Below are 23,475 nucleotides of genomic sequence, written 5' to 3'. Positions count from 1 at the left end.
CGCCGCCGGCCTGGCGCCGGCCGGCCGGTTCGCCGTCCGCCCCGGCCTCGACCGCCCCGAGCTCTACCTGCCGGTCGACGAGCCCGGCCCGTTCCGCTGGTACGCCTCGTCGGTCTACGTGGCCGCCCGGCCCGTGCAGCGCCTCGGCGAGGCGGCCGTGCGGGCCGTCACCGGCCTCGACGGGCGCCGGCTGGCCGCCATCGCGCCCTTCCACGCCGTCGTCGCCGTCCAGGGCGAGCGCCCCGGCCCGGCCGTGGCCGAGCGGGCGGCCGGCGCCATCGGGCCCGTCGCCCTGGTCAACCACGGGGGCAACCGGGTCGTGCTGTTCGCCTTCGAGGGCGCCGCCCCGGCCACCGTCGTCAAGGTGCCCGAGCAGCCGGCCTTCGCGGCCCGCACGGTGCGGGAGCAGGAGGTCATGCGCGAGGTGCGGGCCGCGCTCGGCCCGGCCGGCGACGCCGTCCCCGAGCCGGCCGGCCTGGCCGACGTCGGGCTGGGCGTGCCGGCCGCGGTCGAGGCCGGCGCCCCGGGCCGCACGATGGCGCGCTCCTCGGGCCGGTGGGGCCGCCCGCTGGCCCGCCGGGTCGAGGACCTCACGGCGGCGGCCGCCTGGATCGAGCGGCTCCACGTCGACGCGAGGGTCGCCGACGGCCGGTGGGACGCCGACGCCAGGCGCACGTGGCTGGACGGGCCGGTGGCCCGCTTCGCCGAGCGGTTCGGGACGACGGCGGCCGAGGACCGGCTGTTCGCGGCGACGGCGGCGAGGGCCGCCGCGCTCGACGGCGCGCCGCTGCCGGTCGTCTGGCAGCACGGCGACTACACGGTGTGGAACCTCGTGCGCGACCGCGACCGCCTGCGCGTCCTCGACTGGGAGGGCGCCCGGCCCGGCCTGCCGCTGTGCGACCTGGACCGGTTCGCCACCCACTGGCACGAGCTGGCGACCGGCGCCCGCACCGAGCGGGACCGGCAGGCGGCGCTCGCCGCGCTGTTCCTCGACCCCGACGCCGGCGCCCGCGCCCCGGCGACGGCCGCGGCCCGCGACGCCCTCGACCGCCACCGCCGGGCCGTCGGCGTGCCCGCCGGCCTGGCCCCGGTCCTGCTCGTCGCCGCCTGGGTGGAGCTGTGCGTCCGCCGGTCGGACCAGCAGCGCGACGGCGGCGAGGCGCCGGCCGGCGCCCGGGCCGGCAATCCGAACCTGCCCTACCTCGCCACCCTGGCCGACGGGTGCGGGCGGCTGTTCCCGGAGGTGGGCCGGTGACGACGGCGTCCGAGGTCGGCCTCCCGCCCGTGTCGGTGATCGTCGCCACCCGCGACCGGCCGGAGATGCTGGCCGCCGTCGTCGGGTCGATCCTCGCCAACCGCGTCCGCCCCGACGAGGTGGTCGTCGTCGACCAGAGCCGGGAGCCGGACCCGGCCATGGCGGCCGATGCGCGGGTCCACTACGTCCACACCACCGAGGTGGGCCTCAGCCGGGCCAACAACCTCGGCGCCTCGGTCGCCAGCCACGACCTCCTGCTGTTCACCCACGACGACGTCCTCGTCGACCCCGACTGGGTGGCGTTCCTGGCCGGCGCCTGGGACCGGGCCGGCGACCGGGTGGTCGTCACCGGGCGGGTGGCGGCGACGGCGCCCGAGCAGGCCGGCGGGTTCGCGCCGGCGCTGAAGGACGAGGCCCGCCCGGCGTCCTACACCGGCCGGGTCGGCTTCGACGTGCTGAAGCCCATGAACATGGCCATGTCCCGCGCCGCTCTGGCCGAGGTGGGCGGCTTCGACCCCCGGCTCGGCCCGGGCACGCCGTTCCCGGGCGCCGAGGACGCCGACCTCGGCTTCCGGTTCCTCGACGCCGGCTACCGGGTCGACTACGTGCCCGAGGCCGTCGTCCGCCACCGGGCCTGGCGGGCGCCCGAGGACTACCTGCCCCTGCGGTGGGGCTACGGCCTGTCCCACGGCGCCTTCTACGCCAAGCACCTCAGCCTGCGGGACACCCACATGGCCAGGCGCATGGTCCGGGACGTCGGCCGCCGGATGCGGGCCTTCCCCGCCCGGGTGCGCCACGAGGGCCGCCGGGCGCTCGGCGACCCGGTGTTCGTGGCCGCGACCTTCGTCGGCGCGTTCCGCTGGCGGCGGGCCGAGCGGCGGCGGGGGGCGGCGGCGTGAGCGCTCCGCTCGTGTCGGTGGTGACGATCTTCCGCGACGAGGAGCGGTTCCTCGAGGAGGCGGTCGCCAGCGTCCTCGCCCAGACCTACCGGCGGTGGGAGCTGGTGCTGGTCGACGACGGCTCCACCGACCGCAGCACCGACCTCGCCGTCGCCTTCGCCGAGCGCCACCCCGGCCGCGTCCGCTACGTCGACCACCCTGGCCACGCCAACCTCGGCATGAGCGCGTCCCGCAACCGGGGGATCGCCGAGTCCGGGGGCGACCTGCTCGCCTTCCTCGACGCCGACGACGTGTACCTGCCCCGCAAGCTGGAGGCCCAGGTCGCCGCGCTCGACGCCCACCCCTCGGCGGCCATGGCCTACGGCCCGACCGTCCACTGGTACAGCTGGACGGGCCGGCCCGAGGACGACCGCGACGTGCCCCGGCGCCTCGGCGTCCCGCCGGACACGCTGGTCGCCCCGCCGGCCCTCGTGCCCCTCTTCCTGCGGCTCGAGGCCCAGACGCCGGGCACCTGCGGCCTCCTCGTGCGCCGGGAGGCGTGCGACCGGGCCGGCGGGTTCGAGGACCGCTTCCGCGGGATGTTCGAGGACCAGGTCTTCGTATGCAAGGTGTGCCTGGCCGAGCCGGTGTTCGTGATGGGCGACGGGTTCGACCGCTACCGCCAGCACCCCCGCTCGCACAGCCGCATGGCCCGGTCGGGGCCGTGGGCCTTCGACCGGCCCAACCCGTCGACGGCCGCCTTCCTCGACTGGCTGGCCGGCCACGTCGCCGCCACCGGGGTCGACGACCCCGAGGTGCTGGCCGCCCTCGACGAGGTCCGCTGGCCGCACCGCCACCCCGTCAGGGCCGCCGGGCGGGACGTCGTGCGCCGGGCCATGGCACTGGCCCGCCGACCGTGACCGCCGACGGCCACGGCGCCCACCGCCCGCGACCCCGGCCGGTGACCGGCCCCGCGCCCCGCCCGCGGTGGTCGGTGATGATCCCGACCTACCACTGCGCGGACGTGCTGGCGACGACCCTGCGCAGCGTCCTCGACCAGGACCCGGGCGAGGACGTGATGCAGGTCGAGGTGGTCGACGACCACTCGACCGACGACGACCCGGAGGCCGTCGTCCGGGCCGTCGCCCCCGGCCGGGTCGGCTTCTTCCGCCAGCCGGCCAACGTCGGCCACACCAGGAACTTCAACACTTGCCTGGACCGGGCCCGCGGGCACCTCGTCCACCTGCTGCACGGCGACGACGCCGTCCTCCCCGGGTTCTACGCCCGCATGGGCGCGGCGCTCGAGGCCCACCCCGAGGTCGGCGCGGCGTTCTGCCGGCACGTGGTGATGGACGAGGAGGGCACCTGGCTCACCCTCGCCCCGCTGGTGGCCGGGCGCAGCGGCGTGCTCGACGGCTGGTTCGACCGCATCGCCACCGGCCAGCTCCTCCAGGCGCCGGCCATGGTCGTGCGCCGCGAGGTCTACGAGGAGGTCGGCGGCTTCGACCAGCGCATCCCGTCCTACGGCGAGGACTGGGAGATGTGGACGAGGATCGCCGCCCACCGGCCCGTCTGGTACGAGACCGAGACCCTCGCCTGCTACCGCGTCCACACCCGGTCCCTGTCGGGCCGGACCCTGCGCACCGGGCAGAACATGCGGGACATCCGCCTCGTGATCGACCTGAACCGGGACCTCATGCCGGCCGACCGGGCCGCCGAGCTGACCCGCCGCAGCCGGGAGAACAACGCGCTCGGCGCCGTCCGCCGGGCCCTGCGGCTGTACGACGGCGGCGACGTCGAGGGCGCGACCGCGCAGGTGAGGGAGGCGCTGGCCACCAGCCGGTCGGCCCGGGTCGCCGCCCAGGTCGCCGCGCTCGTGCCCCGCGTGTCGTGGCGGGCGGCGAGGCGGGCGGCCAGGAGGGCGTCCGGTGGCTGAGCGAATCTCGGCCTGCATCGTCTGCCGCGACGAGGCCGACAAGCTGGAGCGCTGCCTGGCCACCACCGGGTGGGTGGACGAGGTCGTCGTGCTCGACCTGGAGAGCGGCGACGGCTCCGGCGAGGTCGCCGCCCGCCACGGCGCCGCCGTCCACCGCCGCCCGCCGGTGCCGATCGTCGAGCTCGTCCGCAACGAGGTCGCCGCGCTCGCCTCGTCGGACTGGATCCTCGTGCTCGACCCCGACGAGCGGCTGGCGCCCGGGCTGGAGGCGGCGCTGCGGGAGGCGGCCGCCGACGACGGGTGCGACGCGGTCGTCATCCCCCGCACGAACTTCGACCTCGGCCACCCGCCGAGCCACCCGTCCCAGCGCTACGAGCCCCAGCTGCGCATGTACCGGCGGTCGAGGGTGGCCTGGCCGACGGTCCCGAACGCCCTGCCGTCGGTGCCGGAGGAGCGGGTGCGGCGGCTGCCGGACCGCGACGACCTCGTGATCCTCCACGACCGCAGCCGGAACATCGTGGAGGTGCTGGACCGGTCCATCCGCTACGCGCCGGCCCAGGCCCAGTCCATGCTCGACCGGGGCGAGGTGTTCTCGGCGAAGGCGATGGCCGCCGCGCTCTGGCGGGAGACCGACGCCAAGCTGCTCGGGCCCCGGGCCTGGCGGGACGGCCTGCCCGGCCTCCTGCGGGCCGGGATCCTCGTCGGGTTCAAGTTCCACGTGTGGGTCGAGCTGTGGCAGCGCTCGGGCGGCGCCCGCACCGCGGAGGACGACCGCTTCGTCGCCCGGCTCGGCCGGGGCCTCGAGGCCGTGCGGGCCGGCACGGTCGTGGCCCGCCGGCTGACCGGCGCGGCGGGCGCCGTCCGGCGCAGGGGGCGGGCGGGGTGAAGCCGCTGCGCCTGCTGCTCGTGTCGGCCCGCTACCCGCCCTACGTGGGCGGCACCGAGATCCACACCGCCGAGGTGGCGACCCGCCTCGTCGCCCTCGGCCACCACGTGAGCGTCCTCACCACCGACCCGACCGGCTCGGCGCCGGCCGAGGAGGTGTGCGACGGGGTGCGCGTGCTGCGGGTGCCGGCCTGGCCGAGGGCCAGGGACTGGTACGTGGCCCCCAAGGTGGCCAGCGTGGTCGCCGGCGAGGCCTGGGACGTCCTGCACGTGCAGGGCTACCACACGTTCGTCGCACCCCTCGCCATGGCGGCCGCCGCCCGCCAGCGCCGGCCCTTCGTCGTCACCTTCCACAGCGGCGGCCACTCGTCCCGGTTCCGCCACCTGGTCCGACCGGTGCAGCGGCGGGCCATGCGGCCGCTCCTGCGCCGGGCCAGCCGGCTGATCGGGGTGTCGCCGTTCGAGACCGCGCTGTTCGAACGGGCCCTCGACCTGCCGCCCGAGCGGTTCGCCACGATCTCGAACGGCACGTCGTTCCACGCCGCGCCCCGCCCGGCCGGCCCGGCGGAGCGGCCGATCATCTGCTCGGTCGGGCGGGTCGAGCGCTACAAGGGCCACAGCCGGGTGGTCGCCGCCCTGCCCGAGCTGCGCCGCAGCGTGCCCGACGTGCTCTACCGGGTCATCGGCTCGGGGCCCTACGCCGACCGGCTGCTCCACCAGGCCGAGCGCCTCGGCGTGCGCGACGCCGTCGAGCTCATGTCCGTGCCCCGCGAGCGGCGCGACGAGCTCCCCGCCCTGCTCCAGGAGGCGGCGGTGTTCCTGCTCCTGTCGGACTACGAGTCCCAGGGGATCGCCGTGCTGGAGGCCCTGTCGGTCGGGGTGCCGGTCCTGGTGGCCGACACGTCGGCGCTGCACGACCTGACCGGCGAGCACAACGTGTGGGTGGTCCCGCCCAACAGCCCGCCGGCCCAGCTGGCCGACGCCATCCTCGAGGTGATGGCCGCGCCCCGCCAGTCCGGCGCGCCGGCCCTGCCCGACTGGGACGACATCGTGGCCCAGCTGGTCGACCTGTACCGCGACGTGCTGGAGGCGCCGGCGTGCGGGTCCTGATGGTCACCGACTTCTACGCGCCGTACGTCGGCGGGGTCGAGCAGCACGTGCGCTCGCTGGCGCACGCGCTCGCCGACCGCGGCCACCACGTCGCCGTGGCCACGCTGTGGACCCCGGAGGCCGGGCCCGAGCAGGAGGACGACGGGCCGGTGCGCGTCCACCGGCTGCGCAGCACGGCCCAGCGGCTGAAGCGCCGGTGGGCGGTGGACGAGCGGCCGTGGGCGCCGCCGGTCGTCGACCCCGGCGTGCTGCTCGGCCTGCGGCGGGTGGTGCGGGCCGAGCGGCCGGACGTGGTGCACGGGCACGACTGGCTGGGTCGGTCGGCCTGGCCGCTGTGCCTGCGGCGCCGGCCCCTCGTCGTCAGCCTGCACTACTACAGCCGGTCCTGTGCCAAGAAGACGCTGGTGCGCGACGGCCGGCGGTGCGAGGGGCCGGCGCCGCTGAAGTGCGCGCGCTGTGCCGCCGGGCACTACGGCCGCCTCCAGGGCCCCGCCGTGGCCGCCGCCAACCTGGTCGGCGCGGCCGTCGACGACCGGGTGGCGGCCGCGATGGTCGCCGTCAGCGGGGCGACGGCGGCCGGCAACCTGCTGCCCAGCCGGCGGCGGTCCTGCGTCGTGGTCCCCAACCTGCTGCCCCCGCCGGACGGCGACTGGGACGGCACGGGGCTGGACGCGCTGCCCGACGGGCCCTTCGTGCTGTACGTGGGCGACCTGCGGGCCGAGAAGGGCCTCGACGTGCTGCTCGACGCCTACCGGGGGATGCCGGCGCCGGCGCCGCCGCTCGTGCTCGTGGGCAAGCGGGTGCCGGCCTCCCCGGCCACCCTCCCCGACGGCGTCCGCCACCTCGGGACGCTCCCCAACGAGGCCGTGCTCGAGGCGTGGCGGCGGTGCTCGTTCGGCGTGGTGCCGTCGGTGTGGGCCGAGCCGTTCGGCATCGTGGTCATCGAGGCCATGACGGCCGGGCGGCCCGTCGTGGCCAGCGCCGTCGGCGGGCTGGCCGAGATCGTCACCGACGGGGTCGACGGCGTGCTCGTGCCGCCCGGCGACGCCGTCGCCCTGCGGGCCGCCATCGCCCGGCTGGCCGGCGACCCGGTGCTGCGGGCCAGGCTCGGGGCCGCCGCGGCCCGGACGGCGGCCCGCTACCGGCCGTCGGTGGTCGCCGCGGAGGTCGAGGCGGTGTACGAGGGCGCGCTCGCCGGCCGTGGCTGACCGGCCGGCGGCGTCGGTCGTCGTCACCAACCACGACTACGGGCGGTTCCTCGCCGCCGCGGTGGACAGCGCGCTGGCCCAGGAGGGGCTGCCCGTCGAGGTCATCGTCGTCGACGACGGGTCGACGGACGGGTCGGGCGCCGTGCTCGACGCCTACGAGGGCCGGGCCCGCGTCGTCCGCCAGGCCAACGGCGGCCAGGGCGCGGCCATGAACGCGGGGTTCGCCCTGGCGAGGGGCGAGGTGGTCGCCTTCCTCGACGCCGACGACCTCCTCGACCCCGACGCCATGGCCCGCTGCGCCGCCGCGCTGGCCGCCGACCCCGGCGCCGTGCGGGTGCAGTTCCCGCTGCGCTGCGTCGACGCCGGCGGCCGGCCGCTCGGGGTGACGATGCCGGCCGACCCCGGCCGCCTGCCGAGGGGCGACGTCCGCGCCGCCGTGCTGTCCCACCCCGACGACCTGGCCTGGCAGGTGACGAGCGGCAACGCCTTCCTCGCGTCCGCGCTCGCCCGGGTGCTACCGATGCCGCCGGCGCCGTACCGGATCTCGGCCGACCACTACCTGTCGAACCTGACGCCGCTGCTCGGCCGGGTGGCCGTGCTCGACTCGCCGGCCGGCTCGTACCGCATCCACGGCGCCAACGCCGACTTCCGCTCGGCCCTCGACCTCGACCGCACGCGCGCCATCGTCACCCGCACCGTCGCCACCCACGAGCAGGTCGACCGGCTGGCCGGGGAGCTCGGGCTCGGCGGGCTGGGCGACCCCCTCGCCGTGCGCTCGGTCACGTTCGCGGCCAACCGGCTCGTCTCCCTGCGCTTCGACCCCGATCGCCACCCCGTCCCCGGCGACCGGCGCTGGCGGCTCGTGGCGGACGGCACCCGCGCCGCCATGGCCCGGCCCGACCTCGGCCCCGCCCGGCGGGCCGCCGCCGCCGGGTGGTTCGCCGCCGTCGCCGCGCTCCCGCGCGCAGTCGCCCGGCCACTCGTGGGCGTCGGGCTGGCGCCACCGACCGGCCGCCTTCGCACTTAATCGAGAGTTAGCAGTAAGCGGCGTCTAGCCGGCCGGCGAAGGGGCACGATCGGGCGCGGTGGGAACGACGACGAGGACGCGGCCAGCGGGCCGCCCGGGTACCGGCGCGATCCGGAACGACACGACGGTGACGATGACGAGGACGACCGTGCCGGCGAGCCTCCGCCGCCACGCCCGGCCGACCAACCCGACGGTGTCGGTCGTCGTGCCGACGCTCAACGAGGCGAGGAACCTGCCGTACGCGTTCTGGCGGCTGCCGGAGTGCGTGACGGAGGTCATCCTCGTCGACGGGCGGTCGTCGGACGACACGATCGACGTGGCCCTGGCGCTGCGGCACGACGTGCGGGTCGTGCGGGAGACGGCCAAGGGCAAGGGCGCGGCGCTGCGCCGCGGCTTCGAGGAGGCGTCCGGCGACATCGTCGTCATGTTCGACGCCGACGGGTCGGCCGACGGCGCCGAGATCGAGCGGTTCGTGGACGTCCTCGTCGCCGGGGCCGACTTCGCCAAGGGGTCCCGGTTCCTCGCCGGCGGCGGCAGCGCCGACATCACCCGCATCCGCCGCCTCGGCAACCACGTGCTCGTCGGCGCCGTCAACCTCGTGTGCAGCACCCGGTACACCGACCTCTGCTACGGCTACAACGCGTTCTGGCGCGACTGCCTCGGGCACATCGACGTCGACGTGCCCGGCTTCGAGGTGGAGACCCGCCTGAACATGGTCGTCGCCCAGGCCGGCCTGCTCGTCGTCGAGGTGCCGAGCTTCGAGTACAGCCGGGTGCACGGCGCCAGCAACCTCCACGCCGTCCGCGACGGCCTGCGGGTGCTCCGCACGATCGCCTCGTCGAGCCGCGAGGTCGTGCGCGGCCGGACGAGCGCCCGCTCCGAGCGCGACACGAGCCCCGTGGTGGCGCCCGGCGAGCCGGTCGTCGTCCCGGCCGACCTCGACCTCGATCGGGCCGTGCAGGCGTCGTGAAGTCGATGGTGGTCCTGCCCGGGCGCACGCCCGTGTGGGTCAAGATGCACGGCCGCCACCTCGCCCAGCGCCTCAGCCGCAACGGGCGGGTGCTCGTCGCCGACCCGAACCGCAAGGAGGTGGACCGCCTGCTGCCCGGCGAGCTGGCGCAGGGGTCCGTGCTCGGCAACTCGCTCCACGGCTACCCGCTGTGGACCGGCGGGTGGGGCTGCGCGCTGGGCGTGCGCCGGCGGCGCGACGTGGCCGTCATCGTCGTGTGGGCCGACGCCTCGCTGGCGCTCGCCGTCGTGTCCGCGCTCGTCTCCCGCCTGCGCCGCGAGCGGGTGGTGCTCGACGTCGAGCAGGAGGCGACGCCGACCGAGCGGAGCTGGCCGGCCCGGTCGTCGCGCCGCGCGCTGATGGCGATCCTGTGCCACCTGGCCCACTCCGTGGTCGTCGGCGAGCCGGCCGGCCGGCCGGTCGTGCGCCGGCGGTCGGTCGTCGCCGTCTGCGGGAGCGACGCCGGCCTGGCCCACACGCTGCTCGACGCCGTCTCGGCCCTGCCCGACGAGGTGGCCGCCGAGTGGCACGTGCGCGTGCACGTCGACCCCGGCATCCGCCTGGCCCACGCCGGCGACGTCCGGCCCGGCCGGGTCGTCGACGTGCTGAGCGGCGAGCCCCGCCCCGACGAGCTGGCCGGCGCCGAGCTCGTCGTCGCCGGGCACGGCAGCCGGGGCGTCCGCTACGTCGAGGCGTCGGTGGACTCCGGCGCGGCCGGCGTCATCGTCGGCCACCCCGTGGCCGGCCGGGTGGCCCGCCGGGCCGACGGCGTCTGGTACGCCGGCCGGGACCCCGCCTCGATCCTCGTCGCCATGGAGTCGGCGACCGGCGCCAACGTCGAGGGGCCGGTGTCCGTCCAGCAGCTGCGCTCGTCGGGCGACCGGGTCGTGGAGCTGGCGGAGGTGCTGGCATAGACGTCAGCGTCGTCATCTGCGCCTACACCGAGCGTCGCCTGGACCAGCTGCGGGAGGCCGTGGGGTCCGTCGAGGACCAGACCAGCCCGCCGGCCGAGGTCGTGGTCGTGATCGACCACAACGACGCCCTCCTCGCGCGCGCCGTCGCCGACTGGCCCCGGCACACGGTCCTGCCCAACCGCCACCGCAAGGGCCTGTCCGGCGCCCGCAACACCGGCGTCGCCGGCGCCACCGGCGAGGTCGTCGCCTTCCTCGACGACGACGCCTGCGCCGACCCCCGCTGGCTCGAGCGCCTCTGCCGCCACTTCGCCGACCCGGTCGTCGGCGGCGTCGGCGGCGGCATCGCGCCGGCGTGGGCCGAGGGCGCGCCCCGGTGGTTCCCCGAGGAGTTCCTCTGGGTCGTCGGGTGCAGCTACGAGGGCATGCCCACCGAGGTCGCGGAGGTCCGCAACCCCATCGGCGCGAACATGGCGTTCCGGCGGGAGCTCGTCGTCCGGGCGGGCGGCTTCGCCGAGGAGGTCGGGCGGGTGGGGACCGTGCCGGCCGGGTGCGAGGAGACCGAGCTGTCGATCAGGCTGCGGGCCGGCGGGGCGAGGATCCTCTACGACCCCGACGCGCTCGTCCACCACCTCGTGCCGGCCGACCGCGGCACCCTCCGCTACTTCCGGCGCCGCTGCTTCGCCGAGGGCCGCTCGAAGGCCGTCGTGGCCCGGCTGGCCGACGCCACGAGCGCGCTCGCCACCGAGCGGGAGTACGCCCGCCGCACCCTCCCCCGCGGCGTCGCCCGCGGCCTGCGGGAGGCGGTGCGGGGGCCGGACCGGGCCGCCGGGGCCGAGCGGGCCGGGGCCATCCCCCTCGGCCTCGCCTGCACGGTGGCCGGCTACGTCGACGGCTCGGTGCGTCGCGGCGGCCCGGCCGCCGCCACCGCGTGAACGCCGAGGAGGCCTCGTCCCACCGCCTGGAGGCCTGGCCCGAGGCCGCCGGCTGGGTGCTCGACGGCCTCGCCGCGGCCGCCGCCGCCGCCACCGGGCTCCTGATGGTCGTCGGCGTCGACCACGGCCTCCGGGTCGTCGCCGCCGCCGTGCTGTTCGCGTTCGGCTTCGGGTGGGCCGTCGTCCGGGCGTTCGGGGCGCCGGCCAGCTCGCTCGCCGCGCTCGGCGCCGTCGCCCTCAGCATCTCGGCGACGATGCTGCTCGGCGAGGTGGCCGTGACCCTGCTCGGCTGGGCCTGGCGCGTCCCCGCCGTCGCCATGTGCGGCGGCACCCTGCTCGGCATCGCCGTCACCCTGTCCCACCGGGAGCGGGCGTGACCGACCTGCGGCAGGCGCCGGCCGTCGAGGAGCGGCCGCAGCCGGCACCGGTCGCCGCCGACCACCGGCGGGCCGGGATCCGCCACTTCGAGCGGACATCGCTCCACGTCCTCGTCAACACCGTCGTCACCGGCGGGCTCGGGACCCTGTTCTGGATCGTCGCCGCCCGCATCTACCCGGCGGCCGACGTCGGCTCGGCCGTCGCCGCCGCCTCGCTGCTGCTCCTGCTCGCCTTCCTCGCCCAGCTCAACCTGTCGACGTCGATCAGCCGGTTCCTGCCCGGCGGGGGGCCGTCGCAGCGGGCCATCGTCCGCGACTCGTACGGGCTGGCGCTGGTCGCCGCCGCCGGGCTCGGCGTCGTCGTCCTCCTCGTGGCCGCCGCCCGCGGCGGCGCGCTGGTCGAGGGGTCGGGGTGGGGGCTGAGCGTGGCGCTCGCGCTCGCCATCCCCGTCTGGGTGGTGTTCGCCCTCCAGGACGTCGTGCTCATCGCCCTGCGCCGCAGCGCGTGGGTGCCGGGCGAGAACGTGGCGACGACGGTGGCCAAGTTCCTCGTCCTGCCGGTCCTGCTCGCCCTGGGCAGCACGGGGATCCTCGTGGCCTGGACCCTGCCGGCGCTGGTGGCCGTGCCCATCGTCAACCGGGTGGTGTTCCGCCGGTTCCTGCGGCCCGGCAACGCGCCCGTGCAGGACCGCCAGGCGATGCTCGGCTACGCCCTCCGGGACCTGCCCGGCGCCGCCCTCTGGTTCGTCGCCCTGCGCCTCGTGCCGGTGATCGTGCTGGAGTGGCGGGGCCAGGTCGACGCCGCCTACATCGGCCTGCCCTGGACGATCCTCGCCGTCGCCGCCCTCGCCCTCCCCGCCCTGTCGAGGGCGCTGCTCGCCGAGCTGTCCCAGGAGGGCGCGGACAGCGCCGCGCTCGTGCGCCACTCGACCCGCCTCGTCGTGCGCCTCATGCTCCCGGCGTGCGCGGTGGCCGGCGTGCTGGCCTGGCCCGTCCTCGGCCTGGCCGGCGGCGACTACGCGGCCAGGGGCGCCGGCGTGCTGGCCTGGGGCGCGGTCGGCCTCGTCCCCGGCGCGCTGCTCGAGAGCCGCCTCGCCGTCCTCCGCTTCCACGACCGGGTGGTGCTGGCCAGCGCCGTCCAGGCGGCGAGGGCCGTGCTGCTCCTCGGCTCGGTCGTCGCCCTCGTCGCCGCCGGCGGCACCGAGCACATCGGGCTGGCCTTCCTGCTCGTGAACCTGGCCGTGGCCGCCGTGGCCGTGCCCGCGTGGCGGCCCCGCTACCGCGGCGCCCACCTGAGGGGCCGCACGGTGGTGGCCCGCTCGGCCATCGGGGCCCTGCGAGCCGGCGCCGGGTTGGCGCCGCTCGCCGTCGGCACCGCGCTGGCGGCCGTCGGCGTGGCCGGCGCGGACGCCTCCCGCATCGGCGCCGCCGGCCTCGTGCAGGCCGTCCCGCCGGTGTGGTTCGCCGGGACGGGGCTGGTCGTCGCCGGTGCCGTCCTCTGGGCCGGCGACCGCCGCGCCAACCGGTGGGCGGTCGCGGCCCACGTCGTCGTGCTCGCCGTCCTCCTCCACGGCCTGCCCGGCATGGTCGAGTCCGAGCCCCGCTTCCCGGTGGCCTGGCTGCACGCCGGCTTCATCGACCAGATCGCCGCCGACGGCCGGCTGCTCCCGCTGGTCGACGCCCGGTTCAGCTGGGCCGGGTTCTTCGCCGGCAACGCCCTCGTCGAGCGGGCGGCCGGGACCGTCGACGCGATGTGGCTCATCCGCTGGTGGCCCGTCGCCGTCAACCTGATCGCCTGCTGGGCCGTCTACGTGATCGGCGGGCTGATCGGCTTCGCCCGGCGCCAGCGGCTGCTCGCCCTCCCCCTGATGCTCGTCGTGAACTGGGCCGGCCAGGACTACTTCTCCCCCCAGGCCACCGCGTACGTCCTCTACTTCGTGATCTGCGCGGTGGTGCTGGCCGTGTTCGCCGGCCAGGGCGCGGCGCCCGGCTCCCGCCTCGCCCGCCTGCTGCGCCCGGCCCCGCTCCACGGCCTGGCCGTGCCGCCGCCGACCCGGCGCCTCGTGTACCTCGGCTGCCTGTTCGTGGCCGCCGCGCTCGTCGTCGGCCACCAGCTGACGCCGTCGTTCCTGGCGTCGGCCACGCTGCTGCTCGCGCTGACGAGCACGACCCGGCTGCGCACCTACCCGTTCATCGTCGCCATCGGCACGGTCGGCTGGCTGGCCTACGCGGCCACGTCGTACTGGGTGGGCCACTTCTCGACCCTGGCCGGCTCGGTCGGCCAGGTCAGCACCCTGGTCGAGGGCAACATCGGCGAGCGTGCGGCCACCGACGACCGGGCCCGCCAGTTCGTCGTCGCCTCCCGCATCGGCCTCGCCATGGCGATCTGGGGCCTCGCCGCCCTCGCCCTCCTCCTCGCCCGCCGCCGGGGGCGCACGCCGGTGGCGGCCGCCTGCCTGCTCGTCGCCCCGTTCCCGATGTTCCTGCTCCAGCCCTACGGCGGGGAGATGCTCGTGCGGGTGTGGTTCTTCACCACGCCGGTGGCCGCGCTGCTGGTCGCCGGGCTGGCCGTGACCCGGAGCGGCCGGGGCGAGCGGTGGCGCCGCGTGGTCGCCGCCGGCGCGCTGGCCGCCCTCCTCCCCGTGTTCCTGCTGGCCCGCTACGGCAACGAGCGCTTCGAGCAGGTGACGGCGGACGACGCCACCCTGGTCGAGCGCATGTACGACGAGGTCCCCGACGGGTCGGTCGTCTACGTCGCCAACCGCCAGACCGTCGTCCTGTCCGAGCGGGTGGGCGAGGTGCGGTTCCGCAGCCTCACCAGCGAGGACCCCAAGCACGTGGTCAAGGAGCTCCCGCTCACCAGCCCGGACGACCTCACGTTCCTGATGGCCACCGAGGGCCAGGAGGCGTACGGCGAGCAGGTGCAAGGCCGGCCGCGGGGCTGGCTGACCCGCCTGGTCGACGACCTCGTGGCCACCGGGGCGTTCGAGGTCGACCAGCGGGCCGGCGGCAGCGTGCTGCTGCGCATGACGGCGGACGGCCAGTGACGCCCGCCGTGCTGGCGCTCGCCCGGGACACGATCGACGTGCTGACGGCGGCCGTCGGCGTGCCCGCCGCCGTCTTCGCCGTCGCCCTGCTGGCCTGGATCGACCTGGCGAGGGACCGGGGCACGAGCCCGTCCCGGGAGGTCCTCGTCTGGCTCGGAGTGGCGCTCGTCACGATGGTCGCGGCGATCGGCCTACGCTTCACCGGTCTCCTGGGGAGCTGAGCGGAGGGGCGGCGGGGCGGCGGGGCGGGGGATCCCGCGGCCGAACGGCTCCCCCGTCCCGCCATCCATCGCACCGAGGACGACCCCATGGCCTTCACGCACCTGCTCGCGGCGTTCACCACCGCGCTCGGCGGCCTGCTGGCGCTGCCGTCGCCACCCGACGCCCCGGCGTCCGAGCCCGGCCCCCTCACGGCGGCCACCTACTACGTCGACTGCGCCGGCAGCGACGGCGCGTCGGGCACCAGCCCGACCTCGGCCTGGCGGACGCTCGGCCGGGCCAGCGCCGCCGCCCTCGGCGCTGGCGGCCGCCTCCTCCTGAAGCGCGACTGCACCTGGTGGGGCCAGCGCCTCGACGCCGACTGGCACGGCACGGAGGCCGCCCCGGTCGTGGTCGGCGCCTACGGGTCGGGCGACGACCCGAGGATCTGGAACGGCCCCTACCAGGGGGTCAAGGTGTCCGGCAGCCACGTCGTGCTCGAGCAGCTCGTCGTCGGCCACTCGCCGTCCCGGTTCACGTCTTGCGGCCAGCCCCTCGGCGTCTACTACGGCGTCAACTTCACCGAGGGCGCCCACGACAGCGTCCTCCAGGACTCGCTCGTCACCGGCTCGATGGCCGGCGTGCACCTGGCCCGCGACTCGTGGGCGAACACCGTGCGCCGCAACGTCATCGCCGGCAACGACGTGGTCGACGCCTTCCACGCCGACCCGGCCCAGGACCTCGGCGCCTGGGGCGTGCTCGTCGTGAGCGACGACAACGACATCTCGTGGAACCAGTTCGTCGACAACCGGGCCGTCTGCTCGAACCAGGGCTACCGGCTCATGTCGAACTCGGTCGAGATCTTCGAGGGCAAGCGCAACCGCATCCACCACAACCGCTCGGTCGGCGACCGGGTGTTCAGCGAGCTCGGCGGGTCGTGGGAGGAGAAGGCGGCCGACAACGTGTTCGCCTACAACCGCTTCGCCAACGACCTGGCCGACTCGCGGTTCGTCGTGACCCGGGGGTCGGACGAGTCGTGGGGCCCGGTGTACCGGACGACGGTCGTGCACAACACGACGTACCTGACCGGCCCCCGGTCCCAGGGCGTGGTCTGCATGTCCGGGTGCACCCCGAACATCCTCACCATGCGCTGGAACCTGATCTGGGCCGAGGAGAAGGTGCTCTACGCGGACGGGACCTTCGAGGCGTCGCGGAACCTGTTCTGGAGCTCGGACGGCGACCCGTTCGTGCAGGCCCCGTTCGCCGTGCCGGCCATCGTGGCCAACCCCCAGTTCGTGGACCGCTGGTCGGCCACCCTCACCCTGTCGGCCGGCAGCCCGGCGATCGACGCCGGCGACGTGTCCACCGCCTGGGGGGTGGCGCTCAACGGCGTGCCGCTGTACCAGGGGTGGGCGACGGAGCTCGGGGCGTACGAGCGGGCCGACTGACGCCCGCGCCGGCCAGGGCGCCGAGGAAGGCGAACGCCGTCGCCGCGTGCCGGGCCGGCCCGTCGTCGCCGAGGCCGAGGGCGTCGGCCCTGGCCCGCTGGTAGTGGGCCCGCTCCACCCACAGGGCGGCGTGCAGCACCGGCACCATGGCCGGGTCGAGGCCGAGGTCGCGGCACCAGCGGTGGACGGCCCGGCCGGCCGTGGCGACCGGGCCCCGGCCCCGGCCGGGCGCGCCCACCAGCCGGGCCACGAGGGCGGCCTCCTCGTCGACCGACGACGCCCCGCACGCCTGGAACAGCCAGAACGTGACGAGGGCGAGCACGTCGACGGGGAGGCCGGTGCCGACCGCCCGCCTGGCCTCGCTCAGCTCCCAGTCGAGCACGGTGACCCGCCGGCCGGCGAGGAACAGGTTGCAGGGGGCGAGGTCGAAGTGCTGGGCGACGAGGGGCACCTCGGTGCCGTCCGCGGCGGCCGACCAGGCGGCCGCCGCGTGCACCAGGCCGTCGCCCCCCTCGGGGTCGTACGAGGCGACCAGGCGGCGCAGCGGGCCGACCACGAGGTCGTCGGCCACGGCGCCGTCCCAGACCAGCCGGCGGGCGGTCGTGGCCCGCTGGAAGGCGGTGGCCCAGGCGACGGCCAGGCGCAGGTCGCGGTCGCGGCGGAGGCGGCCGGCGCCGAGCAGGCCGCAGGCCCGGTCCATGGCCTGGCCCTGCGCCGCCGTCTGGGCGGTGACGGCCAGCTCGCCGAGGCGGCCGGTGCCGAGCGGGCGGGGCAGGGCGGCGCCGATCGACCGGGGCAGCGGCTCCCGCAGGGCCAGGAGCCGGTCGAGCTCGGCCTCGGTGTCGCGGTTGCCGGCCGGCAGGGTGGCCGCCTTGAGCACGGCCACCGGCTCCCGCTCCCCCTCCCGGAAGGGCAGGAGGACGACGCGGCTGGCGGCGTCCTGGCCGCTCGTGAGCACCAGCGTGCGCAGCGGCTCCCCGGCGCCGGCGGCCCGGACGGCACCGAGCGCGGCCGGCCGGGGCGGCCCGCTCCCGCCCCGGCGCAGGAGCATGCAGTAGTGGGGCGCCAGCCAGCGCACCGCGCCCATGAGCCCGGCCCTGGCCAGCACCCCGCCGGCCACCCGCACGGCCGCCGTGCGGGCCGTGGACGGCACGAACAGCGAGCCGAGGTACCACCGCAGGGCCTCCGGCCCCTCGAGCGGCACGTAGCGGCGGGGCCGGTGGACGTCGGGCGCGGCGAGCCACGTGCCGGCCGGCTCCAGGCCGGCGGCCCTCGCCTTCGCGGCCAGCCGGCCGGGGGTCAGCCGGCGGCCGCCGGGCGCCCTGCGGTCCACCTCCACGAGCGCCACGCCGCCCTCGCGCACGGCGGGCAGGGCGGCGACGGCGTCGGCCTCCGAGCCGGCCAGGCCGACCAGGCAGGCGAGGACCGGCTCGCCGGGCACGGCGTCGACCACCGCGGTCGCCGCCCCCATGGCGAGGAGCGCCTCCGCGTCGACCGGCCCACCGCCGAGCACGAGCGCGGGGCGGTCGGGCCCGCCGCCCGGCTCGGGCAGCAGGAACCGCCACTGGTGGCGGCCGGACCGCGGCCGGGCGGCCGCGCCGGGGCGGCCGACGGCGGCGGCCACGGCCCGGCCCACCGGCGAGCGCAGGGGATAGCGGGACGGGGCGGGGGTAGCCCGCTCGGCCGGAGGTGGAGGCGAACCGGTGACCATCGAGCGGACGGTGCGGCGAGCACTCGCGCCCGTCACGGGCCCGGCGGCCAAGCGGTCACTCATCGCCGGCCGCGACGCGCTGGCGTGGCGGCTGGCGGCGGCCCGCGCCGCGGCCCGGCCCGCCCGCATGCGGCCGGCGTTCGTCGTCGTCGGGGCCCAGAAGGCCGGCACGACGTTCCTGTACCAGGAGCTGGTCCGGCACCCGGACGTGGTCCCGGCCATCACGAAGGAGATCCATCACTTCGACGACCGGTACCACGCCGGGCGCCGCGCCTACCCCGGCTTCTTCCCGGCGCCGGCCCGACCCGGCGTGATCACCGGCGAGGCCAGCCCCGGCTACGTGTTCCACCCGAGGGCGATCGCCCGCCTGGCCGCCGACGTGCCCGGCGTGCGGGTGATCGTCCTGCTGCGCGACCCGGTGCGGCGGGCGCGGTCCCACCACGCCCACGAGGTGCGCCTCGGCTACGAGCCGGTGACGTCCTTCGCCGAGGCGCTCGCCCTGGAGGACGGGCGCCTGGCCGGCGAGGAGGAGCGCCTGCTGGCCGACGAGCGCTACGTCAGCTTCGCGTGGCGCCACTTCTCGTACCGGGCGAGGGGCCACTACGTCGACCAGCTGCGCCGCCTGCACGAGTCCTTCCCGCCCGAGCGGGTGTGCGTGCTGCGGTCCGAGGACCTGTACGAGGCGCCCGGGCCGGTGCTGGCCGGCGTGCACGCCTTCCTCGGCCTCACCCCCCACGACGCGGAGCCCGGGCGCAACGACATGCGGGCCGACCCGGCGCCCGTCGACCCGGCCGTCGCCGCCGGCCTCCGGGACCACTACCGGCCGTGGAACGAGGCGCTCGCCGCCTACCTGGGGCGCGACCTCGCGTGGCCGGCGTGACGCCGGCGCCGTCGCTCTACGTCGTCGGCGGGCAGCAGCGGGCGCCCCGGTCGCTGCTGGAGGGCGGCGACTGGTACGGCTACGCCCGCGGGATCGTCCTGCGGGTGGACGGCGACGACGTGACGACGGCGGCGTCCTACGAGTCGCCGCCGGGCACGTGCGCCCCCGGCGACCCCGTGTTGTTCAAGTCGGCCACCCGGCGCGGCGACCGGCTCTACGCCTGCACCCAGACCGAGGTCGTGGTGCTCGGCGTCCCCGGGTTCGAGGTCCTCCACCACCTCTCCCTGCCGGTGTTCAACGACGTCCACCACGTGCTGCCCACCGACCGGGGCACCGTGCTGGTCGCCAACTCCGGGCTGGAGATGGTGCTCGAGGTCACCCTCGACGGCCGGGTCGAGCGCATCTGGAACGTGCTCGGCGAGGACCCGTGGGAGCGCTTCTCGCCCGACGTCGACTACCGCATGGGCGTCGACCTGAAGCCCCACCGGGCCCACCCGAACCACGTGTTCCTCGTCGGCGAGGAGGCCTGGGTGACCCGGTTCGAGCTGAGGGACGCCGTCTGCCTCGACGACCACCGGCGCCGGATCGTGATCGGCGACGAGCGGGTGCACGACGGCGTCGTCCACGGCGGCCTCGTCCACTTCACGACCGTCGACGGCACCGTGGTCGTGGCCGACCCCGAGACGCTCGAGGTGGTCGACCGGGTCCGCCTCGACGTGCCCGGCTCGTCGGAGTCGGTGACCGGGTGGTGCCGCGGGCTGCTCGTCGACGGCGACCACGCCTGGGTCGGCTACAGCCGCATCCGGGCCACCCGGCTCCGCCAGACGGTGAGCTGGGTGCGCACCGGCCTCCAGCGGTCGCTGCCGACGAGGATCGCCCGCCACCGCCTGGCCGACTGGTCCTTCGACGGCGAGATCGACCTCGAGCCGCACGGGCTGAACGCCGTGTTCACGATCGCCCCGGCCTGACGTGGCGGTTCGGCCCCCGGATTCCGGGCACGATGTCCGCGTGCCGGCTCGGAGGCCCGACCACGCCGTCACCGGGGCCAGGTGAGCGGCGCGCCCCCCACCGGACCGCCCGCGGGCGCCTACGTCCTCGGGATGCACCGCTCCGGCACCTCGGTGGTCGCCGGCGTGGTCGACCGGCTGGGGCTCGACGGCGGCCCCCGGTCCACCATGCTCGCGGCCGACCGGTTCAACAGCGACGGGTACTGGGAGCAGCGCCCCGTGGTCGAGTGGCACGACCGGGTGCTGGCCAGCCTGGGCGGGTGGGCGTCGGCGCCGCCGCCGCCGCCCGGTCCGGAACGGGCGAGGCAGCTGGCCGCGGCGCTGGACGGCGAGGCCAACGCGCTGATCGACCTGCTGTACGAGCGGCACTGGTTCATGAAGGACCCCCGGCAGTGCCTGCTGCTGTGGCTGTGGTCGGCGCTGCGGGGCGAGCGGGACCTCGCGGTGGCCGTGTTCCGGGACCCGGCGGGGGTCGTGCGCTCGCTGGGGCGGCGGAACGCCTACTCCAACGCCCTCGGCTACGCGCTGTGGGAGCGCTACTGCCACGACCTGCTCCGCTCGCTCGACGGGCGGCCCTGCGTGGTCCTCGACTACGCCGACCTGACCGCCGACCCCGGGCGGTGGGTCGAGGTGCTGGCCGGCGCCCTCGACCGCCACCTCCCGGCGACCGGCGGGCCGTTCTCGTCGAGGGTCGGCGAGGCCACCGCCCTCGTCCGCCGCCTCGACCGGGCCCCGGCCGGCGACGTGCGCCACCTGAACCCCTCCCAGCGGCAGCTGGCGGAGCTCGTCGCCGACCTCCGCGGGTACCACGAGCGATTCGTGCTGAACGGTGCCCTGCCGACCCCCTCCGAGGAGGGGACGACGGTGATCGAGCGCCGCCGCCGGCGCCTGAACCGGTTCCGCTTCGCCATGGGCTCGTCGTCCATGAAGGCCCGCTTCGACCGGCTCCCGTCGCTCGTGCGCCACGCCGTCCGCGCACACTGAGCGCCCCTCCGACGACGGCCAGCGAGTTTCCGCTAAAAAGAGTCCGATCACCGCGCGGCGGCCTACCGTAGGTCGATGTGACTCGGGTCGCAGCAGTGGTCGCCGTCGTTCTCGCGTTCCTCGCCGGGTCGGCCGGCCCGGCGGCCGCCGGCACCGCACCGGCCGGGGCGGCGGCCCCGGTGCTGCGGCTCGTGGCCGAGCCGGTGGCGGAGGCGGGCCGCACGGCGACGGTGTGGGTCGTGGCCGACGGCGCGCGCGACCTGGCCGCCTTCGAGCTGGCCGTGACCGTCGACGGTCGGGCCGCGGAGGTCGCCGCCGTGTCGGCGGACGCGCCGGGCCGCCACGACCTGTCGGTCTTCGACCTCGACGACCGCGGCGTGCTGGCCGCGTGGTGGGAGGGCGGGGCGAGCACCGGCACCGTCGTCCTCGGCCAGGCCAGGATCACGCCGACGGTCGAGGGTCGGGTGCAGGTCGTGGCCGGCGCCGCCGAGCTGGTCGACGCGTCCGGCCACCGCACCGAGCCGAGGGCGGCGTCGACGTGGCTGACGGTCGGCGCCGGCGGCCGCTCCTACCCGGCCGCGGCGGCCGCCGCCCCGCTGCGGTCGTCCCGCCAGCGGGGCGAGCCCCGCCTGTCGGACCTCAACGGCGACCGCCGCACCGACGCCATGGACCTCACCACCCTGGCCATGCGGTGGGAGGACGGCCACGTCGACGGCACGTCGTGCACGGGCGAGGCGGCGGCGTCCGACCTCGACGGCGACGGGTGCCTCACCGCGAGCGACCTCCAGCTGGTGGCGACGTCGGCCGAGGCGACGACGCCGCCGGCGGACCCCGTCGCCGCGCTGTCCACGTTCACGGTCACGTCCACGGCCGACACGTCGGACCGCCGGTTCGGCGACGGCATCTGCGCCACGACGGCCAACGTCTGCACCCTGCGGGCCGCCATCCAGGAGTCGAACTCGACGGCCGGCGCCAACGTCATCGGGTTCGACATCGCCGGCACCGGCCCGCACGTGATCCACATCGCGTCCCGCCTGCCGATCGTCTCCGACACGAGCGGCCCGACGACGATCGACGGCTACACCGAGCCGGACGCGTCGCCCAACACCGACCCGGTGGCGAGCAACGCCGTCATCCGGGTGGCCGTCGAGGGCGACGGGTCGGGGAACTACGACGGCCTCCCGGTCACCTCGCCCGGCAACACCATCCGCGGCCTGTCCATCTACGGCGTGCGCCGGCCCCTCTGGATCTACGGCACCAACGCCGTCGGCAACGTCGTCGTCGGCAACTTCGTCGGCACCAACCCGGCGGCGACCTACGTCACCCCGGTCCTCCAGCTCATCGGGCACGGCATCCACGTCGAGCAGGACGCGCCCGGCACCCGCATCGGCGGCACGGCCCCGGCCGACCGCAACGTCATCTCGGGCAACGGCCGCCACGGCGTCGGGCTCTGGCACAACCACACCGACGGCACCGTCGTGCAGGGCAACATCGTCGGCCTCAGCCCGGCGGGCGACCGCAAGGTGCCGAACCGCAAGCACGGCGTCGACCTGAACTTCGGGGTGTCGGAGACGATCGTCGGCGGGATCGGCCCGGGCGAGCACAACGTGATCTCCGGCAACGACGACTCCGGCGTCGAGGTGTCGCACACGTCGCTGACCACCGACAACGACGTCATCGGCAACTACATCGGCACCGACCTCACCGGCCGGGCCATCCCCGGCTACAGCGCCAACCTCAACATCGGCGTGTACATGGAGGACGGCGTCACCGACAACGTGATCGAGCAGAACGTGATCGCCGGCAACGCCAAGGGCGCCGTGCACATCCTGAACGGCGGCGAGAACGGCGTGTCGACGGGGAACGTGATCCGGGACAACCACATCGGCGAGGCGGCCGACGGCACCCCGCTGCCGAGCCCGCGGGCGGCGATCGTGATCACGGCGTCGGGCAACACGATCGGCCCGGGCAACCGCATCGTGCACCACGGCGGCCCCGGGATCCGGCTGATCGAGGCCGGCGCGCTCCACAACACGTTCACGGCCAACGACATGTACGACAACGGCTCGATCGGCATCGACCTCGGCCCGTACGGGATCACCGCCAACGACGTCGGCGACGTGGACAGCGGCCCGAACGACCTCCTCAACTTCCCGGTGGTCGTGACCGCCACCACGACGACGTTCTCGGGGACGGCCTGCGCCAACTGCACGGTCGAGCTGTTCGTGGCCGCGACCGGCACCTACCGCTCGGGCGCGGACTACGTGACGACCACGACCGCCGACGGCAGCGGGAGCTGGTCGGTGGCCAACCCGGGCGTGGCCGCCGGCGTGTCCGTCACCCCGACGGCGACCGACGGGCTCGGCAACACCAGCGAGTTCGGCGCCCCGAAGGCCGTCACGACGTCGCGCAGCTGATCGCCCGGGCGGCGGCGCAGGCCCGGCTGATGGCGTCCACGTGGGCGGCGTCGGTGCCGCAGCAGCCGCCCAGCACGCGCGGGCCGGGCGCCGCGGCCCGCACGACCTAGCTGTACTCGGCCAGGAGGTTGGTGACGGGTCGTTGACGTAGGCGAAGACCTCCGGTGCAGTGGAGATAGCCGTCTTCAGCTGACCGGAGGTCTTCGTGGGTCACCGTAACGCCCGTTTGACGTTCCATGGCCGCTGTCTGTT

Annotated in this window: 21 protein-coding genes; 19 read left to right on the top strand and 2 right to left on the bottom strand. The window is 76.4% G+C overall.

Annotation, left to right across the window (positions count from 1 at the left end; genetic code table 11):
* From VGB14_02055 to VGB14_01985, 15 genes are all read left to right on the top strand, one after another.
* The coding region (locus tag VGB14_02055) for a phosphotransferase (GenBank protein HEX9991690.1) at positions 1 to 1,255 on the top strand (1,255 nt) is incomplete at its 5' end.
* Entirely contained in the window at positions 1,252 to 2,154 is a 903-nt protein-coding gene (locus tag VGB14_02050) for a glycosyltransferase (GenBank protein HEX9991689.1), read from the top strand. The genes VGB14_02055 and VGB14_02050, both read left to right, overlap by 4 nt.
* Positions 2,151 to 3,053 carry a glycosyltransferase family A protein gene (locus VGB14_02045; protein HEX9991688.1) on the top strand — a complete coding sequence of 301 codons (903 nt, stop codon included), beginning with the start codon at positions 2,151 to 2,153 and terminating at the stop codon, positions 3,051 to 3,053. Before VGB14_02050 ends, VGB14_02045 begins: the two co-directional genes overlap by 4 nt.
* Complete coding sequence (locus VGB14_02040; GenBank protein ID HEX9991687.1) at positions 3,050 to 4,069, top strand: glycosyltransferase; 1,020 nt, start codon at positions 3,050 to 3,052, stop codon at positions 4,067 to 4,069. The genes VGB14_02045 and VGB14_02040 overlap by 4 nt, the downstream gene beginning before the upstream one ends.
* Positions 4,062 to 4,955 carry a glycosyltransferase gene (locus VGB14_02035; protein HEX9991686.1) on the top strand — a complete coding sequence of 298 codons (894 nt, stop codon included), beginning with the start codon at positions 4,062 to 4,064 and terminating at the stop codon, positions 4,953 to 4,955. Before VGB14_02040 ends, VGB14_02035 begins: the two co-directional genes overlap by 8 nt.
* Complete coding sequence (locus VGB14_02030; protein ID HEX9991685.1) at positions 4,952 to 6,064, top strand: glycosyltransferase family 4 protein; 1,113 nt, start codon at positions 4,952 to 4,954, stop codon at positions 6,062 to 6,064. The genes VGB14_02035 and VGB14_02030 overlap by 4 nt, the downstream gene beginning before the upstream one ends.
* Complete coding sequence (locus VGB14_02025; protein ID HEX9991684.1) at positions 6,052 to 7,272, top strand: glycosyltransferase; 1,221 nt, start codon at positions 6,052 to 6,054, stop codon at positions 7,270 to 7,272. Before VGB14_02030 ends, VGB14_02025 begins: the two co-directional genes overlap by 13 nt.
* The gene (locus tag VGB14_02020) at positions 7,265 to 8,299 is read left to right on the top strand and encodes a glycosyltransferase family 2 protein (GenBank protein HEX9991683.1); all 1,035 of its coding nucleotides are present in this window, start codon (positions 7,265 to 7,267) and stop codon (positions 8,297 to 8,299) included. The genes VGB14_02025 and VGB14_02020 overlap by 8 nt, the downstream gene beginning before the upstream one ends.
* Before the next feature lie 133 nt (positions 8,300 to 8,432).
* On the top strand, positions 8,433 to 9,269 hold the full coding sequence (locus VGB14_02015; GenBank protein ID HEX9991682.1) for a glycosyltransferase family 2 protein: 837 nt from the start codon (positions 8,433 to 8,435) through the stop codon (positions 9,267 to 9,269).
* Positions 9,266 to 10,222, top strand: a complete 957-nt coding sequence (locus tag VGB14_02010; GenBank protein ID HEX9991681.1) for a hypothetical protein — start codon at positions 9,266 to 9,268, stop codon at positions 10,220 to 10,222. The genes VGB14_02015 and VGB14_02010 overlap by 4 nt, the downstream gene beginning before the upstream one ends.
* A complete protein-coding gene (locus tag VGB14_02005) occupies positions 10,219 to 11,154 on the top strand; it encodes a glycosyltransferase family 2 protein (protein ID HEX9991680.1) in 936 nt (311 codons plus the stop codon). The genes VGB14_02010 and VGB14_02005 overlap by 4 nt, the downstream gene beginning before the upstream one ends.
* Complete coding sequence (locus VGB14_02000) at positions 11,151 to 11,531, top strand: hypothetical protein (protein HEX9991679.1); 381 nt, start codon at positions 11,151 to 11,153, stop codon at positions 11,529 to 11,531. The genes VGB14_02005 and VGB14_02000 overlap by 4 nt, the downstream gene beginning before the upstream one ends.
* Positions 11,528 to 14,578, top strand: a complete 3,051-nt coding sequence (locus VGB14_01995) for a hypothetical protein (GenBank protein HEX9991678.1) — start codon at positions 11,528 to 11,530, stop codon at positions 14,576 to 14,578. Before VGB14_02000 ends, VGB14_01995 begins: the two co-directional genes overlap by 4 nt.
* On the top strand, positions 14,575 to 14,799 hold the full coding sequence (locus VGB14_01990; protein HEX9991677.1) for a hypothetical protein: 225 nt from the start codon (positions 14,575 to 14,577) through the stop codon (positions 14,797 to 14,799). Before VGB14_01995 ends, VGB14_01990 begins: the two co-directional genes overlap by 4 nt.
* A gap of 87 nt (positions 14,800 to 14,886) precedes the next feature.
* Positions 14,887 to 16,224: a choice-of-anchor Q domain-containing protein gene (locus VGB14_01985; GenBank protein HEX9991676.1), complete on the top strand. Its 1,338-nt coding sequence runs from the start codon at positions 14,887 to 14,889 to the stop codon at positions 16,222 to 16,224.
* Here the strand turns inward: VGB14_01985 and VGB14_01980 are convergent.
* Positions 16,160 to 17,860, bottom strand: a complete 1,701-nt coding sequence (locus VGB14_01980; protein HEX9991675.1) for a hypothetical protein — start codon at positions 17,858 to 17,860, stop codon at positions 16,160 to 16,162. The two genes, VGB14_01985 and VGB14_01980, sit on opposite strands and share 65 nt — an antisense overlap.
* Positions 17,861 to 17,927: 67 nt before the next feature.
* Between VGB14_01980 and VGB14_01975 the strand changes: the two genes are divergently transcribed.
* The 4 genes from VGB14_01975 (at position 17,928) to VGB14_01960 (ending at position 23,223) form a co-directional block, all read left to right on the top strand.
* Positions 17,928 to 18,815, top strand: a complete 888-nt coding sequence (locus VGB14_01975; GenBank protein ID HEX9991674.1) for a sulfotransferase domain-containing protein — start codon at positions 17,928 to 17,930, stop codon at positions 18,813 to 18,815.
* Complete coding sequence (locus tag VGB14_01970) at positions 18,812 to 19,783, top strand: hypothetical protein (protein HEX9991673.1); 972 nt, start codon at positions 18,812 to 18,814, stop codon at positions 19,781 to 19,783. The genes VGB14_01975 and VGB14_01970 overlap by 4 nt, the downstream gene beginning before the upstream one ends.
* 132 nt (positions 19,784 to 19,915) lie before the next feature.
* Complete coding sequence (locus VGB14_01965) at positions 19,916 to 20,806, top strand: hypothetical protein (GenBank protein ID HEX9991672.1); 891 nt, start codon at positions 19,916 to 19,918, stop codon at positions 20,804 to 20,806.
* A gap of 95 nt (positions 20,807 to 20,901) precedes the next feature.
* On the top strand, positions 20,902 to 23,223 hold the full coding sequence (locus VGB14_01960) for a right-handed parallel beta-helix repeat-containing protein (GenBank protein HEX9991671.1): 2,322 nt from the start codon (positions 20,902 to 20,904) through the stop codon (positions 23,221 to 23,223).
* Here VGB14_01960 and VGB14_01955 read toward each other — a convergent pair.
* Positions 23,204 to 23,326: a hypothetical protein gene (locus VGB14_01955; protein HEX9991670.1), complete on the bottom strand. Its 123-nt coding sequence runs from the start codon at positions 23,324 to 23,326 to the stop codon at positions 23,204 to 23,206. The genes VGB14_01960 and VGB14_01955 overlap by 20 nt on opposite strands.
* Positions 23,327 to 23,475: the final 149 nt, after the last annotated feature.

The organism is Acidimicrobiales bacterium, assembly GCA_036399815.1.
Lineage (GTDB): Bacteria > Actinomycetota > Acidimicrobiia > Acidimicrobiales > DASWMK01 > DASWMK01.
This window is presented reverse-complemented; position numbering and strand designations above follow the sequence as displayed.